At 61.7% G+C, this 17,838-nt stretch carries 4 protein-coding genes (1 of these 4 running past the window's edge); all 4 read right to left on the minus strand.

Going from position 1 to position 17,838, the window contains the following annotated elements; translation table 11 throughout:
* Tightly spaced (each overlapping or abutting the next), the 4 genes in view from G6N54_RS11640 to G6N54_RS11655 form a layout consistent with a single transcriptional unit that may run on beyond the window.
* Positions 1 to 1,233 carry a hydroxymethylglutaryl-CoA synthase family protein gene (locus G6N54_RS11640; RefSeq protein ID WP_163790292.1) on the minus strand — a complete coding sequence of 411 codons (1,233 nt, stop codon included), beginning with the start codon at positions 1,231 to 1,233 and terminating at the stop codon, positions 1 to 3.
* Entirely contained in the window at positions 1,230 to 1,475 is a 246-nt protein-coding gene (locus G6N54_RS11645; RefSeq protein ID WP_163790293.1) for a phosphopantetheine-binding protein, read from the minus strand. Before G6N54_RS11645 ends, G6N54_RS11640 begins: the two co-directional genes overlap by 4 nt.
* Positions 1,472 to 2,485: an LnmK family bifunctional acyltransferase/decarboxylase gene (locus G6N54_RS11650; RefSeq protein ID WP_232073765.1), complete on the minus strand. Its 1,014-nt coding sequence runs from the start codon at positions 2,483 to 2,485 to the stop codon at positions 1,472 to 1,474. Before G6N54_RS11650 ends, G6N54_RS11645 begins: the two co-directional genes overlap by 4 nt.
* Positions 2,479 to 17,838, minus strand: partial view of an SDR family NAD(P)-dependent oxidoreductase gene (locus G6N54_RS11655; protein WP_163790295.1) — the 3' portion only. It continues 5,016 nt past the right edge of the window; the window shows 15,360 of its 20,376 coding nt (coding positions 5,017–20,376); its start codon lies off the right edge, out of view; its stop codon occupies positions 2,479 to 2,481. Before G6N54_RS11655 ends, G6N54_RS11650 begins: the two co-directional genes overlap by 7 nt.

The raw sequence follows: 17,838 nt of genomic DNA on the forward strand, positions 1-17,838 counted from the left end.
TTAGGTGATCCATTCGTAGCGCCGGTGATATCCGGAGATTTTTTTCAGCGCCAGTAGTGGCCCGGTGTCGGACGGGACATACTGCGCGTAAGCGGCCCAGTCAATTTCGCGGTCTGCGACTGGATCGAGTACCGCGAGGTTATCGTCCAGGAGTTGCGTGTAGTCAGCAAAGCTGAGCTGTGTTCGTTGGTTGAGGCGGTGAGCCAGGCCCCATCCGGTCATTGCCTCTGCAGCCCCAGCGGAGACAATGCCGCTATAGAACTCGGCCGAGCAGCCTGAACCGTACGAGTAGAGTCCGACGCGGTAAGGACCGGTCAGATGAGTGTTTTCGATGAGGCTCTGCAGCGCCAGATACAACGAGGCCGAGCAAAGGTTGCCGACCCGACGAGGGAAGACCAATGACGGAGACAGCCGCCGATCGAAGTCGGCGTCGATGTCTTCTTGGCTGAGCCATCCCGATTCACGCATCAGCTTGCGGTGTGCTGCTTTCACGATGCCAGCGAACGGCGTGTGCATAGCGAGCTGATGAAATGACGATGTGAAGTCGGCCGCCTGGACCCTTTCGCAGTAGTCGGAGACAGTGTTGGTCAAACAGTCGAGGTAGGCGGCAAGCGAGCGATCAACATCGGCGATATCTGCTCGGGGGGTCGGACGGGCTGAATCGAGCGTTTCGTAGCTGTACGTACCGAAAGCACCGAGATCGACGCCCAGGATCAGGGGATCGCCGCCGAGAAGTATTGCCGTTGCACCGAATCCTGTGGATGGTTCGGCGTATTCGGCTCGGGCATCCACCAGCGCAATGTCAGTGCCAATTACGAGCACTTTCGCGCCCGGGGATAGTTCTGCAGCGAGGTAGCCGATGGCTAGCTGTAGCGCGCCGGTTGCGCCGTAACAAGCTTGTTTGACCTCGAGGAACCGACAGCGGCGACTCAGATTGAGGTAGTCGTGTACATAAGACGCCACGGACTTTGAGTAGTCGACGCCCGATTCGGTAGATGTAACGACCATTTCGATCCGGGCTCGTTCTTGGGGATCGAGTCGTTCCACGATGGGGCGCGCGGCGTTGACCGCGTTCGTTACGGGGTCCTCGAACCCCAAACCGATTGAGCGTTCATGCTGGCCAAGGTTTTGCATTCGGGCAATATCCAGTCCGCGGCCCTCGAACAGGTCGGCGACATCAATATAGCTAACCCCGGCATAGGTATTCAGGTCTTCAATTCCCACGGTCTTCATCGCGCGGTCTCCTTATGCCTGGCATCGAGGTACGCGATGAGGCTTCCGATGTTGGGGATGTCGTTGAACTCGGCTAGTTGCGCCGAGACCCCGGAACGCTGCAGAGCTTGGAGGAGGATTTCGACCCGATCAACTGAATCGGCTCCGAGGTCCCTAAGGTGCAGGCTTTCGTCAATATCATCGGGTGTGACAGAGGGCAAGATCTCGATGATTGCCCCGCGCACTGCCGCACGAGCGTTCATCGGCCGATCCCGGCGTTTGGTGTCGAGTTCGGTTCTAGCGCAGCGTATTCGATTGCGGCGATTGCGATGCGTCTGCCCTCTTCAGTAACCATCTCGATGTCGAACCGTTCACCGCCGGCTACGACATGTCGTACGACGGTGAGGCGAAGCGCTATCCCAGATTCGACATTGCCGAGGAGGCAGATCCTGGTCCGGATGGAGCGGCGCCCAAGGAAGGATCGATTGCTGCGGCCGAGTGCCCGCCACACATCGCCCAGTGCGCTGTCAACTAATGCGGAGTAGGAAGCGAAGTACAGCAGTCCGACGGCGTTGATGTCACGAGCGGGGTCAGTGACCCGGTCGATGACCCATACATCATCGGCGGTGGGTGCGGCTACTGACTGGTCGATGGAGAATCGACCGAGGCGCCGAGCAGTGTCGTAGGCAATCCGGGGTGAGAATTCGGTCGGCAGCTTGGGCAACGCAGTGTGGTTGAAGCCCCGCGGCGAGGTGAGCTCGAGGGAATTGTTGGTGTCACCTTCGCGCCGAATCCAGCGGTTGAAGTTATGAATGTAGAGGCAACGGGCTCGGCGACGCTGGAAAGGTTCGGCCGCCTCGAGGGTGTCGGGTAGTCCTGCATCTGTCGTGGCAATGCGGTGAATCGTTAGGACCGACTCCGGGCCATAGTCGAAGCATCGTGATACGACGTGGAGCCGGTCGCCAAAAGTGGGCGTCTGAAGGTGGAATTGGTTGTCACCGTGAGCATCTATGTAGAAGAAGGACAGGTAAGTCGGATCATCGGTGCGGGTTCGCGCCCTGAATGGGTCGATGCCGCACAATAACGCGACGGTTTCCCAGGTCCAGTCCCCTACTTGCGCTAGGAATAGGGCGTTGGCTCCGCACATACTGGGCCGAACGGTGACGGTACGCGTGATGGTTGCGTTGGAGCCGATGCTCACAGCATCGGTCAAGCACTCTTTGTCCGGTGCAGGTGGAGCCATTGCGGTCGTCGCGTGTTCGCCGCTCAGCATGTCGAACACTTTCTAATGAACTCTCTGATTAGGGTATTGACTTCGGCAGCCGCGGTAATGCTCGGGAAGTGCCCGGCGCCACGAATGGGTTGCCATTGGGCGCCCGCAATCGCCTCGGCCAGCCGTCTGCCGATGGCGATATCGATGACAGTGTCAAGCTCACCATGGATGATCAGCGTCGGGACCTGTAGCGTCCGCGATTTCTCTAGTAGGTCCGGGCGGGAAGCGAACATGTCGAGATAGCGAAGCCCGATCCGAGGGTTCATCGATTCGCAGCGCAATAGTTGCTGGCGCGCGTCTTCGTGGGCGGACTCGGCTCCTCCGCCAGCGGTTGCGATCGCGGCAAAATCCTCGGCCGAGACGTCTTCGAGGCGGTTGATCTCGCCGTGGCGGTTTCCAACTTTGTGCGACGATCCCAGCAGCACCAGCCCGCTCACGTCGTCCGGGTGCCGCGCCGCCAGGGCTTGTGCGGTGAGACCGCCGAAACTCGCGCCGCCGATAACGAATCGGCCTGTGACGCCAAGGGATCGGACCGATTCGACCACTGTGTCGGCGAGGGCTTCGAACGATAGGTCTGCGGGTCCGGTGCTCGCGCCGACGCCGGCGGCATGCACGCCGATAACCCGGTAGTCCGTGCTGAGATGTGCGAATTGTTTGGCGAAGAAACCTAACCCGATGTTGAACGGGTGAAGCAGAACGATGACCGGTCCGCTTCCTGCCTCGACAACTTCGATAGAGGTAGCGTCTTGCTCGATGAGGTGGCGTACGGCGTGAGGGCACTCATCGTGAATGGCAGCGATGTTGTCGCCGGTTGTGATGTTGGTCGATCGAATCGACAGGTCGACTGCGATGTCGTCGGGAACTTCTTCACGCAGGCGGTATTCCGGCGTTGGACCGGGTACGGCCAGCAGCGGGCGGGGTGGGTTTGCGTTGCGAAACGCCCCAGCGAGAGCAGTGCTGACACTTTCGATATCGGCGTTGGCGAGCCCGACCGGCACAGCCAGACGCACCCAGTCCTGGCCTGGCGCGAATCCACTTGCCAGGTGAGGAGCGGCCCGAACACCGCACTGTTCGTAGAGCCAGGCTAGATAGCCTGCCATTGTCTCTTGTCGGGTGGGACCCCGTTCGTCGGAGTTCCGTCTAGCGGCTGCAACGTCGAGAAACACAGCATGTGGGCCGCACGCGGCAAGGGGGGCACCGCAGCCGCGGAGCACCGATGCCAGCTGCGCCACCTGGCGGACCCGTGAACGCACAGCCTGCGCCCACCAGTAATGGTCAGCAAGAGCGGCGGCGATCGTGCGACGGCCAGCCAGTGATACGGGTTCGCCGCGGTCGGCCACGTGCCCTCGCAGGGCATCGACGAATGGGCCGTGGTCGGTGGCGACCACACCCCCTGAGCCCACACCCCACTCCTTGGGCAAAGAAATGGTGACTGCGTCGGCGAGCTCCAGCATCTGCCGCCACAGATCGTGCATGGCTTGGTCCGGCGTGTCTGAATCCGTGCCCAGCAACAACGCTGAATTTCCGCCGCCGCGCGTGGCATCTAGGACGAGAGGCACCCCCGCACTGCGGGCGATGTCGCGCACGCTGCGCACGACGTCCAGGGTCAGGGGCGTGCCACCGAACGCATTAGTCGCCAACTCAAGGGCGATTAGCCCAAGTCGGCTTCCTTCACGGTCGACAGCTTCAGCAAGCGCAGACAAGTCAGGTTCGGTTGTAGCTGCGACGGTAGGCACGGTATGGGTTTGCAGCCCAACATCGGCCAGATTGAACAGCCATGACGGGAACAGGTTCGCCTGAAAAATGCTGCGGTCACGCGGGATTCCGCGCAGCAGCGCCGCTTCGGCGGCCCGGCCGGAGGTGTCGGCATGAACGAATCCGAAGGGCAGCGTGGTTTGTGCGGCGAGTTCAGGGCATGCGGCTTCGACCAGATCAGCCAGGTCACGGGCGCGGGCGAAGATGTGCGCGTCGTCGCGTTCGGCCCATGAATCGGTCGTCATTTCCGCGGCGCCCTCTTGCGGGGCAATCGACAAAGTGTTGAACCCGCAGCGTCGTAACTGGGCACGGCGCGGGCTGTCTTGCGCGACAACGAGTTTGTCGGAATGGTCGCGTCTTCCGGTAGATGCCAAGGGGATCGACGCCTGGCTGTTGACGGCCAGTTCTGCCCGATCGGTAACGCTAGGATCAGCGATAAGCAATACCAATGGGGCTAGATCCGCGGCGGAGGATTCGGCGGGCTGACACAAGAAGATCGGCAGGTTTTGCGGACGGAATTTATTCTTGAACCGAAAGTTACCTTCGCCATCGAAGATCTTAGCCTTGCGCATTTGTTCAAGAGCTGTTTCGACATCGACGTGCGGATTAGCCGACGAGGCAATTTTCACCCCCAGGGTGGCTCCGAAACTGAACATTTGAACGCCTTCGCCACGCAAAATATTAATGATCTCTACGATGGCATACTCCATCGCGCCACCGGGCATGTCGTGCGCTCCAAACTCAAGATCGAGCAGGTACCCATTCTCTGAAGGTATTGCCGTGATGACGATCGCCGCGACTATGGTGGAGGCTACTGACGTCAGGAACAGTCGGTGACGTTCGGCCAGTTTGCCGCAAAGGAACTCGCGACGGACCGTCGTGACGTACGGATTGACCATGCTCTTGCGCTCGGCCCATTCGTCGATAAGCGCGACAACGCGGGCATCAACGCCGGAGTCACTCCCGAGGGTGTATTCGGTCAGTTTCACCGCGGGCGTGGATTTGAATCGTGAAATCTTGTGGCGTAGTCGCTGCATCGCGGTTCCAGACAGGGAAAATTCGGAGATGTCGGGGAGCCTTTGAACCGTTCCGAAAGGCGTCGCAGTGAACGGTTGGCCCGCAACAGTTTCTACCGCCTGCATAGCGAATAGGTTTGGCCGCATCCCGTTATCGCGAGCCCACGCTACCCACTCATCGATTAGATTCTGGAACCGGTCCTGTGCGCATACGCAGCTCCATGCCAAAAGCAGTCCGTCACGCTCGGTGAAATTCAAGTAGCCATCGCGGCTGCTGGACAAGAAGATCAGCGGCGCGATGTCCCGTCCAGGCAGGCCTCCTTCGCGGGCATGCTGCCGGTCAAGCTCGGCCACCAGTTTGACCATCTGCGGGTCGCCAACTAAGTCACTTTTACGCAGCACCGTTCCGTAGGCGGTGTGTCCTGTCTGGACAGCTGGCACTGCCGGGATCAGATTTTTTAGGTCGTTGACCAGACTGTGGACACCTCGTTCTGCGGCAAGCCATGTCGCCAATAATTCAGGTGTTTTTTCGTCGAACATGATGGATTTGGGAACGAATCCGACGGTCGATTCCAGAGCGGCTATTACCCTCAGCATGTCGAACGAGGAAAGGCCCGCGTCCTCAAAACTCTGCCCGGGCTGCACCGGGCGATTGGTGACGCGTGAAACAAGCGTGACCACCTCGCCGACAAGTGATTTCGCCGCTGTGACGCTTGCGCTCTCATCGTGGCCGCGGTTGCCTTCGCGTAGTGGAGGAGGTGTCGACGCCGATGGGGTTTCGGTTGCCGGCCGCTCGGGCGCCACCGGTGCCGGTGCCGGTGCCGAAGATGCACTGACGGATTGATTCGGACGGCACAGTGCCGTGATCAGCTCGTGCAAATTGCTGAACTCGTAAAGCTCAGCGGTTTTGATATCGGTACCGAGTTCGGCATTTAATGCGCGGACCAGATCCATACGGTAGATCGAGTCCAAGCCGAGTCGAGCGAAGTCGGCAGTGAGATCAATTGCCTCGTCAGGCAGCAGGAGAAGCTTCGATGTAGCGGCGACGACAACGCCGGTGACATGTGATCGTATGTGGACAGACGGATTATCGACGCAGGCTTTTACCGGCGCGGTGTGAGCCAACTGTGTCCGAACGGGCGCTGCCATATTGTTTGGCCGCATGACCGCCCTGTATGTGGGTTGGTTTTGGTTCACCGCGCTAAGCACGACCTGCGACCGGGCATGCGGTTCGGTGTCCCCCGGGTTCTTGTCCGTCAAGTTGTCTCGCGGCGGAGGCAGGTTGGGGCGAATCGTTGACAGCGGGGGTGCAGCGAGAGGCTGGGTGTTGCCAATCTGCGTTTCAATCGCTGACGTGAACCAGTGCCGCTGCCCAGCGAAGGGTATTGGGGGTAGGTGCACGCGGCGGCCGGTGGTCCTGGGCCAGGTCACCTTCTCCCCCGCGATCCAACGGGCCACCAGCTCAGATACTCCAGGTTCATGGACGTCGGAGATGTGGCAGCTGATCCCATCAGCGATTGCTTGCAGTCCAGCGGCGAGTTCGGCGGTATCGCTGGCCTGCACGCAGGCGCGTATCGGGTGATCGTCGCGGCCGGTGCGGAGCGTGAATGCGACGTCGCAAGCGGTGAGGCGGTCGGCGAGGATCCGGGTCGCCAAAGCGCTGCAGTATCGCCGTAGCTGATCGCTGCTAGGCGCAGATACCGGCACTATGACAGCGCCAGGGACAACGCTACGCTCGGCGGGTCCTCGGTCCGGGGCGGCGGCAAGGACCACATGCGCGTTAGTGCCTCCGAAACCGAACGAACTGACCCCAGCGATCCGTCGCTCATTCCATGGTTGGGCTTCGGTAAGCAGGCGCAGGGGGGTTTTGCTCAAATCGATCAGCGGGTTCTTTTCAGTAAAATGAACCAGCGGCGTCAATACGCCGTTACGAAGGCTTAGGGCCGTACGGATAAGCCCGGCCATACCCGCCGCGGCCTCCATATGCCCGACAACTGTTTTCACCGAACCGACAGCCACAGGCGTTGTCGCCTCGGCGAAAACCTGCTTGAGGCCTTCGATTTCCACGGGGTCACCGAGCTTCGTGCCAGTTCCGTGAGCCTCGATGTATCCAACCTGTCCTGGTTCGACGTGTGCGTCGGCCAGCGCCGCTTGCAGGACTTGAGCTTGCGATTGCGGCCTGGGCGCGGTCAGGGACGGACTGTGCCCATTGTGCCCGACCGCGCTGCCGAGGATCACGGCGTGGATGGCGTCGTTGTCGGCTTGGGCTGCTGACAGCGGTTTAACAAATAATGCGCCTACCCCTTCGCCGCGGACATAGCCGTCGGCAGCGGCGTCGAAGCTGGCGCATCTGCCGGCGGCACTGAGCATTCCTGAGGCGTCAAAAGCCTGAAATAGTCCCGAATCCAAAAGGGCGTTGACACCGCCCACAATCGCGGCCTCACATTCGCCGCGGCGTAGAGCGCTGATAGCGCGGTGCAAAGCTACCAGCGAGCTTGAGCAGGCCGTGTCGATTACTTCGCTAGGTCCACACCAGTCGAATTGGTAAGAGATTCGGTTCGCCAAGATTGCGTGGGCTACGCCAGTGGCAGCATGCGGGGGGACCCTGCCGCCGGCGCGGGTTATCAGTGTGCCGTAATCGTTGGTCGACACCCCAGCAAATAGCCCAATAGCGCGTCCCGCCAACGCCGGTGGCGGGTACCCAGCGTCTTGTAGTGTCTCGCTGACAACCTCGAGAAGAAGGCGGTGTTGTGGGTCCATGAGCGCAGCTTCACGGGGCGAAATGCCGAATGCGGCGGCGTCGAAACGTTCAATATCGGTCAGGTATCCGGCCGGCCAAATCTGGTCGAAGGACCTCCCGGCCAGCTGCATCCGACGATCATCGGGGTTGGACACTAGCGATCGTGATTCCGTGAGAGCGCCCCACAGTTGATCTAGATTCGCAGCCGAGGCGAACCTACCGGCCATGCCACAGATTGCTATCGGTTCAGGCCCGTCTGCTCGTAGCGGTTTGTCGTCCGGGAGGACGGCTCGCTGCCGGGTATCGGTGGCGCGCTGGACTGTAGTCGGCCGCATGGTCTGCGCTGCCGAAACCGCGGCATATTCTTCAGTCACCAGGTACCTGGCGATGGCGTTTAGGGTTGAGAATGAGAAAAAGGTCGCCGGTGTCAAGGTCGTTCCGTACAGGGCGTTGAGTCGATTCGCCAGGTCAGTCAGCGAGATTGAATCGAACCCAGTGTCAAGCAGTTCGATATTGGTGTCGACCTGTTCCGGTGCGACAAGCAGGAATTCGGAGGCGAGGGCGCGAAGCTGGTCCAGCACCGCGTCCAGCAGGTCATGCGCATTGCCGGGTACCGCGTGGTCACTGGGTCCGCTGGCGGGGGTTTGATCGGTCGGCCGGTGATCTGAAAAGTTCGAGCGCGCGTCGTCGTGACCGAGCCGCGGGCGCTGAACGACGGCGAAGGCTGCGTCGTGCCCCGACAATGCATATTCGAATGCGGCCAGGCCGGCTTCGTTAGGTAATGGCAGCATGCGGAACGTTTCGGCAAAGAGACGTTCGGTGGCGGGATCGACCCGCATCCCGCCGTTGGCCCACAGCGGCCAGGCGACACTCACAGTGTTTTTGCAGAGCGTCTCGCCGAGACGTGTGGCAAGTTCATCGGCACAGGCGTTGGCGGCAACATATGCGAATTGACCGGGGTTACCTGTATGGGTGGCCAGCGAAGAGCAAAGGATCAAGAAGTCCAGTGGCTTGGTGATTGCTGCATACAACGTCGTAAGGCCGCCGACTTTGGGCCGTACCACTGTATCGATGTGGTGGTAAGTGAGTTCGCTCAGCCGTGCATCCTGCCGCAACCCTGCGGCGTGGATGACCCCGTTCAACGGTCCGTGTTGTTCTTCAATGGTTTTGAGCGCGCGTGTAACAGCTTCGGGTTGGGTGATGTCTAGTTGGATGTAGTCCAAGCGGCGGTTGGCGTTGCTGCGCCCGGTCATCCACGCTGTTAGCTGCGCTCCGGGTACGCGACGGCCAGCCAATATGACCGTGACAGGCGCCAAGTCCAGGAGTCGTCCGGCGAATATTCGCCCCAGCTCCCCAGAACCGCCGGTGATGAGGTACGTGCCTCCAGGCCGCAGTAGAGGTGAGGTGGTCGCGGGAGTAAACGGCGCCAGTTGGTGGGTGAAAGCCCCATCGGGCGTGACGGTAAGCGAGGAATCCGCATGCAGATGTTCGGCAATGGCGCTGGGTCGTTGTGCGGGTGCTAACGCGGCGACATCAATGGTGACGGCGCTAAGGCTTGGTCGCTCCGCAACGACGGTGCGGATTGCGGCGCGGTATCCGGCATCGACAGCGCGTTGTTGGACGCTGCTACATCCGGTACCAAGGGCAACGATCAGGCGGCGAGGTCGGTTGGTATGTTGCGCATCGATTTTGTTCACCAACGCCAGAAGCCGGTTCAGACCGTCAGACAGGGTCTGCGCAACGTCTGCGTCATCGGCGCGAGCTGGGATGTGCACGACGGTATCTGCGGAACCGTCGTCGTGAACGGTGTGGCCGTGTGCTCGCAACGCGGCGATTATCGGTTCGGCTGCTACAGCGGATCCATCAAGAACGACCCGCTCGGGCGCCGCGCTGGCCACAGGTGGGGCCGCTACGGTCTGGACCCGGAGGTATTCAAGCTGCCCGCGGACCGTGGGGTGAGCCGACACCAGCGAGGCGGTGGGCCTTATGGTGATGCCGCGCATCTCGGCGACGACAGCACCCTCGTGGTCATAAAGAGTCAGTTCGTAGCTTTCCCCCTGTGCCGAACGAGTGGCGACCGCAACGGCTTCGGTCGGCAGGGGACTCAGCCACATGTAGCTGACGCCAGCCGGGACCGACGGGGTCTCGATGAGCCCGGTCAGCGTTTGAAGAGCACCATCCAGTAGGGCCGCTACCGCGGCGCGGCCGTCAAGGTGAGCTGGCACCTGTAGCCAGGCGATGGCTCTCGTAGCGGCTAACTGGACTCGGGTGATGGTCCGCAAGGAAACACCGACAGCAAGCCCCGAGGCCGCGAGGTCGTCATAGAACTGGGCAGCCGATATGGCGGGCTCGTCGACGGCAGACGGGTGCATCATCGCGTGGCCTGTCGGCGAGGTCACGCTGGGACCGACTCGGGCATCTGCCACCACAGTGCCTTCGATCGCCACGCAGCGGAACTGGCCGTCGCAGTCCAACTCGGCAGCCATGGCGTCAGCGGCTGGTATCGGGGCGTACCAATGAACGTCGCTGAGACAGATCTCTTCGTTCGGAACGTGTCCAAGCAGGGCCGCCACAAGGGCCATCCCAGGCACGATGGGCTTACCGGCGACGAGATGGTCGTCGGCCAGATCGCGCATCCACTCAAGGTCCTTTTCTTCCGGACTGAGGCTCCTATTAGGCGACGGTGCGTCAGTTGCCTGAACGGGGTGGCCGGCGGGGTGATCGCTCAGTGTCCGGGCTGCGCGGTGCGCGGGACTCGGCAGCGAGGTCTGGCCAGACTCCTTAGTGAACCAATAGCTTCGGCCTCGAAATGGGATCGTCGGGAAGGCACAACGAGGCGGCGGTGAGCTCCACAATTCCCGCCAGTCGATGTCCATCCCGCTGGTCCAGGCAGCCGCTAGGCCGGGCAGATCACGGTCGGCGAGTAGTAGCTGGGCGATCCGTGGCGCAAGTGTGGGATCGATAGGCGCCTTGGTGTCAATTGCACTGATGGAAACTGCGGATGACTCGCAGCCGTCGGCGACTAACTCCAAGGCCTTGGCTAACTCATCGACGCCGCCGTTAGTACTAACAGCCAAGCGCACTTCTAGTGCACGGCGGCCAACTTGGCTTGTCCACTCCACGCTCGGCAAGTCGACCGACCCTGCCGGCTGGGCACGCAGCCATCGCGCCACGGTACGTGCGTATTCACGCAGTTCGCTGTTGTGGCGAGCGGATAGCAGTAGCAGCGGCGCGTCGGACGATGATCGCCGTAGCCGCTGCAGATTCGGCGCCTCTGCGACGATAAGGTGCGTGTTGGCACCGCCGGCACCGAATGAGCTGACGCCAGCGATCCGCGGGCAGAGCGGATTGGCGGGCCACGGTTGGACTTGTCCGCTGGGCCTGAGCCGTTCCCCTAGATCAACGTCGGGGTTTACGTTTGACAGACCGGCGAGTGGGACAAGCTCTTCATGGCCTAGCTGCAGCAGGACGCTGGTCAGCCCTGCGATGCCGGCGGCTCCCTCGAGATGGCCGAGGTTGGCTTTGATGGAACCGACATGTACCGGGTGAGCGGCATCGAGTTCGCTAACCTCAAATTGTATGGCAGTGCGAAGCCCGGCGATCTCGATCGGGTCACCGAGTTTTGTCCCGGTGCCATGTAACTCGATGTAGCTGAGGTCGCTTCCCCGTAACCCGGCTCGGTTGAGAGCGGATGTGATGACAGCGGCCTGGGCTGGAGCGTTCGGCACCGTGTATCCCTGAGAACGTCCGCTGGCGTTCATCTCGCTGCCGCGTATGACGGCCAGGATCTGGTCACCATCAGCAATTGCGTCCGCCAGTGGGCGCAGAAGGACGGCGCCGACGCCCTCCCCGGGTACAAAGCCGTCCGCTCGGGCGTCAAGAGTGTGGCAAGCCCGCCCATCGCTGAGCATGTTCATCGCCGATAAAGCGATGTGGTGAGCGGGGTGAAGGATGAGGTTGACGCCGCCAGCTATGGCCTGCCGGCATGAGCCGGAACGAATCGCTTGGCAGGCCAAGTGAACTGCGGATAGCGACGAAGAGCACGCGGTATCGATGGCCATGCTGGGGCCGGTGAAGTCGAAGAATTGTGACACTCGGTTGGCGATCGACCAGTAGCTGCTGTGACCGAGTCCATAGTTGCCGTCCGGCCAGCCGTGCGCGGCGGCCATCTGCCCGTAAGAACCGTACATCACGCCAACGAACACTCCGGTGCTGCGTTCGCGGGTGTGCCGACCATTGTGCCCAGCACGCTCGAGCAGATCCCAGCAAGTCTGCAAGAACAGTCGCTCTTGGGGATCTATGCGCGCGGCATCGCGTGGAAGGATGTTAAAAAAACCGGCGTCGAAGTGATCGACGTCTTGCAGAAAACCGCCGAAGTGGTTGTAGGATCGGTCGGGTTCTTGGCGGGCGCCAGCGTAGCGGCGCCAGTCCCAGCGTTCGGACGGCACCTGTGTCAGGCAGGATTGGCCTGCGCGGAGTTTGTCCCATAATGCGTCCAGGTCGGGCGCCTGAGGGTATCGCCCGCTTACACCAACGATCGCGACGCTGGTGCTGTTGGTGGGGCTACTTTCGTTGGGTTGGGATATCGCACTGAGATTCGGCTTAAGCTGACCTATCTCACCAATGTGGTTGTGGGTCTTTCCAACTTGCGTTGAGTCGTTCAGCGCCGCTGGGGCAGGTACGGAATGCCTTGGCGCGAATGCTTCCCGCTTGGCCGTGCGAAGATAGTCCGCCACCTGTCCAACAGTTAGGTGCTCGTAGAACAAGGTAGTTGGTAGTTCCCCAAGCTGCGATTCCAGAGCGCGTAGCAATTCCATGGCCATCATCGAATCCACGCCGTAGGTCTGCAGCGGCTCCTCGAGTTCGACCGCGGCTGCGGGAAGTTTTAGGACCTTGGCAACGGTGTTGCGCACAAAATTTCGGGCAGCATTCAGCGGTGCCGCGTCGGCCGGGATTGCGCTGGTGGAGGGCATTGCGGTGTTCATGCCGTCGCTCCCATCGGGGTTGCGAATGACGTTCGGGGCTTGCCGATCTGCGGTTGTGAGACTTCGTGGGTGCGGTGCGATCGAGCTCACAAAGGTTGACGCGTCAGTCACCGCAATGTCGGTGTCGGCGACAATGGCTAACCCGAAGTCCGGGTAGCGGTTTGGGTCGGCGCGCAGGATGATGACCTGGGGAATATTGCTTGATAGAAGCCGCTCGAGGGCGCCGAAACCCTCGGTTGCGTCGATTGACCCTATCCCTTTGGCGGCCATCGCATCAGCCGTTCCAGAGCCAGCGACAGCGCCAATCGATCCCCAGTAACCCCAATTTACAACGGTCGTGGGTACTCCGCGGCGGACGCGAACTAGGCGTGCCCAGGCGTCGAGGTAACGGCTGGCGGCGGCGTAGTTGGCTTGTCCGGGCGAGTCTACAATGCTCGCGACCGACGAAAAGATCAGAAACTGATCCAAAGGCTCAGGTTCAAGGGCATCGGTGAGGTTGCGGATCCCAACGACTTTCGGTCCCAGGACGGCGGCCAGATCGTCGTCGGAGGTGGCATGCAGCGGTGCGTTGCGCAGCACCATCGCGGTGTGGACAGCCCGACTGATAGGGCCGAGTTCTCGCCTAATGCGGCGCACGGCCCGATCGAGTTCGGTGGCACACAGCAAGTCGGCTTGTTCGTAGGCGACCGTGGCCCCAGCTGTACGCAGTCGACCCAGTTCGGCAGTTAGCCGAGCGTCCAGAGGTCGGCGTCCGATCCAGCCCACCCGGGCGCCTGCACGCACGAGCCGTTCACTTAGGGCCCGTCCGAGTCCCCCGGCGCCGCCCACCAGAAGATAGGTGAGCCCTTCCGGCGGGGCGGGTGTGTGAGCTGTGTCGATCGGCGGTCTCTGATAGGCGCGTCGGAACCACCGCCCATCGGCGGCGCGCACCGCATCGGTGCCCTGGGGTGGGCGCATCGCGTCCAGCGGATCATCGATGCCGGCGTCGACATCGATGAGTCGGATCGAAGTTGTGCCCGCGAGCTCGGAGCGTCCGGCCGCAGCGAGGCCCTGGATAGCCGCTTGCGAAGGGCGCTGTTGGGCGCCTGATAGCTCCGAGGCGCCCGCGGTTACTACGGTAATCGTGGACGGTGGTGAAGTCGCATTGGGTCGGGCGGCAGAGGCGAGCAGGTTGCGCAAGTTCTGTAATCCGCCGTCAAGGCCATCGTCGCTAATCTGGCGGGCGTCGATGATGAGATGTTCGGCCGTCGTCGGTGCAGGCTTCGTGAGGTCAATGACCGCCGCGCCGTCGTTATCCGTAATGCTCGCTTGTTGCTGGGGAATGATCGGAAGCCAAGCAGGAAGCAGAATGTCGAGCGTGGTCCGTCCGCCCGAGCCGGCGCCTAGCGGTGCAAGGGTGAATCCTGTGACCGCCAGAATCGGCCGGTGTGCGCGGTCGCGGGCAAGAATGTCAAATTTGCCATCTGCGCGCCGGAGCGCACTGCAGGTCCGAGCGGTGAGCAGATCGCCGTAGATCGCAAGTGTCTCGGCGGAGCTGGGTACGGCCGGGGCGGCGTCTTTGTCGGAGCCGATAAGTGCGGCGACGAGCTGAAGAGCTGCGTCGATCACGTGAACTGGATGGGTCTCGGCCTTGATGCGCAGAGTGGCTTCCGCCTGATCGGCGGTACGGCGGATTTCGGCAAGGAGACGGTAGCTGGATCCGTATTCGATCCCAGCTGCCCAGAATCGTCGGTAGAGATTGGTGGCTCGGACGGTTTGTGCGGAGCCGAGGGGCGTTTGGATGTGGTCGGGATGGCTCGCACCGGTTTTGTTGTCGGTTGCCTGGGCGACGGGAGTCCCGTCGATTTCAAGGCACCACCGCCGCGTCCCGTCGGCGCTGGTTTGGGTCGTTAGCCCTAGCCGGTTGGCGTCGTCGGTATCTGCTGGCCGTAGCCATTGCAAGTTGGATAGTTCGACGGGTCGTTCGAGGCGGGCGGCGATGTAGGCGGGAAGGGCGGCCGCGGGGACAAGCGATCTACCGAGGACTCTGTGATCACGGAGCCAGGCGTTCTCGGTGTACTCGTGAGGTCTTGGGTCGTCGATCCAGTGCCGAGTGTCTCCGAGTGGGTATGGACGAAGTGCGATGCGGCGGCCCGAGCGAGGGGCGTCTGAAGACCAGTCGATGTCGGCGCCAGTGAGGTATGCCTGGGCACGTTCTTCGTGCGACGCCGAGAGCGTTCCGATCACGGTTGGTGGGAGCTCGCTGGCCAGCGCGCTACGGATTGCCTCGACGGCTTCTTCTGCGTCAGCGGCGCAGACGACGGCGCGGTGGGTCATCGCCGCGCGGCCTACACAAAGGGTGAACGCCACATCGGCCAACGGTGTCTCGTCGGCGAGGTCGTCGGCCAGCCGCGCCAGGCGCTCCGTTAGCGCAGGCGATGAGTGCGCCGAAACCGGCAGGATGAGGTCAGCATCGGTATCCAGCTCAGCCGCGGGACAGTTGGGGCTGGCGGACGTTGGCGCGTCAGCTAGCACAATGTAGGCGTTGGTCCCGGATACCCCGAAGCTACTGAGCGTCGCAACCCGGTTTTCAGCGGGCCAGGGTTGGAGTTTGGTCACCACGGCCAGCTGGCCGTTACTTGGTATGTTTTTGTTCAGTTCAGTGAAATGCAGGGTCGGCACGATGGTCTGGTGCCGCATGGACAGTACGACTTTCAACAGCCCAGCGATTCCGGCGGCCAAGGTGGTGTGGCCCAGATTTGATTTGACTGATCCGATTGGACAGGGACCTCGCTGCGGTGAGCGATCTCGGTGAACCTCGGCGAGGGCTTTCGCTTCGATCGGATCACCGAGTTGTGTTCCGGCAGCGTGCGACTCATGGTAGCTAATATCGTTGGCGCTGATTGCGGCGTCAGCATGGACGCGGTGCATGAGGCGCAGCTGCGATGCCGCCGACGGCGCGGCAATACCGTTCGTTTTACCGTCACCGTTGATCCCGCTGGCACGAATGACGGCATGGACTGTGTCACGGTCGCGTATGGCAGCAGATAGTGGCTTGACGACAACGACTCCGACACCCTCGCCGAGCGTGAACCCGTCGGCGCTGGCATCAAAGGATGCACACCGCCCACGCGCAGATAGCATCCCCGAGCGCGCGTTCCATGTGTGCATTTGGGCTGTCGTCATCAGTGCGACCCCGCCGGCGAGTGCCATGTCGCAGTCGCCGCTGCGAATGGCCTGGCAGGCCAAGTGAAGTGCCACAAGCGATGAGGAGCAGGCGGTGTCAAGTGACACTGTGGGTCCGTGCAAGTTCAGCATGTAGCCAATTCGGGCGGCGAGCACCGACGTGGAGTTGCCGAGGAAGGTTTGACCGGAGTCTGATTCATTTCGGGCGCGTAGGTACTGCAGATAGTCGCCCGACGCGCTGCCGACGAAAACACCGCAGTTGATCGGCGTCTCGGGGCCGACAGCATACCCGGCGTGGTCGAGGGCGAGGTAGGCATGTTCAAGGAACAGACGTTGCTGCGGATCCATGAGTTCGGCTTCACGGGGCGAGATTCCGAAGAATGCGGCGTCGAAGCGATCTATGTCTTCCAGGAGCGCCGCCTGCCCGATGATGGGTCCTGGCGCGTGGGCGGGGTCTGCGACTTCATCTCTTCGCTCCCAGGAGGCGGCAGTTACTGCGTGTGTGGCGCACTCGCCGTCGCGCAGTAGCGCCCACAGTTCGTCGAGGTTGCGGGCACCGGGGTATCGAGCCGACATTCCGACGATGGCAATCGGGTCGAACGATTTTTGTCGAGCGTCGTCCGGGACTGTGGAGCTTTGCCGACCCTTGGGGTCTGCTGATCTGCTCTCGTGCACCGCGGAGCTAGCGCGGGGACGGATGGACAGCAGTGTTGGTGAGTCCATCGGCCGTGTCTGGATGGATTGCGGATTCGGTAATGTGACCTGCGCACTACGGTTTTCGCCGCCTCGGGTGGACCGGGAGTGGTCGGGCTTATTGAGGCGGGTCGCGAGGAGTTGTCGAGTGAGTTGTTCGTCGGCATTGGCCGACGGCGCTGGGGTTGTGGGCGCACGGGGGGTTTCCGGGATGAATGTGGCAACCGCGTCAACGAGATCCTTCAGACGAGGGTGGTCGTAGATGAATACCGACTCCAAGTTGAGGTTGAAGGTTTTATTGAGTTGGGTAGCCAGTTCCACGGCTCCCAGCGAGTCGAGTCCCATCTCAGAGAAGGTGCTAGTGGGGTTTATTTCGTCGGGTTCAATGAACAGCTGTTGAGACAGGACCGTCTCGACGGTTTCTTGAATCGCTGCCAGCGTCTCGTTGTTAGCTGAAATGCCTCGGCTGGGCTTTCGGTCCTTCGGGGACTTAATGGCTCCGGAGGGGACGGTGCCGATGCTAGATGGTGCGGATCGGGGTGCTAAGCGTGCGCGAACCGCTGCGACGGCGCTGTCGCCAAGTACTTGGTCGTGGAGCACGATCTCGTTGTCGACGGCTTGGCGAATCTTCTCTAATTCATGTTGGCCGCGTTGAGCTTTCATTCCCCTGATCGGATCGGGGGGTAAGGCAGCGACCTGGCGCGCGATCGTTAGTGCCTGGTCCAATACGTCCTCGGACGGGACGCAGCGCACTGCTGCGCCTCGGTCGCGTAGTTCTCGTCCTGAGTAGGTGTCGGCAGTGAAGAACATTTCGGCGGCGAGCACGTCTCCGAGCTTGCCGGCGGTGGCGGCGGTGGCGCCCAGGCCTGGAGTGAACCCGTATTTGGCGAAGTTAGCCGTGTATGTCCCGTCGAGGTCAAGGATGACTATGTCGGCATGTAGGGCAAATGCGAACCCTCCGCCAGCGGCGTGGCCGCGTACGGCCGCGATGACCGGTAC

This window comes from Mycobacterium stomatepiae, from assembly GCF_010731715.1.
In the GTDB taxonomy this organism is placed as follows: Bacteria; Actinomycetota; Actinomycetes; order Mycobacteriales; family Mycobacteriaceae; genus Mycobacterium; species Mycobacterium stomatepiae.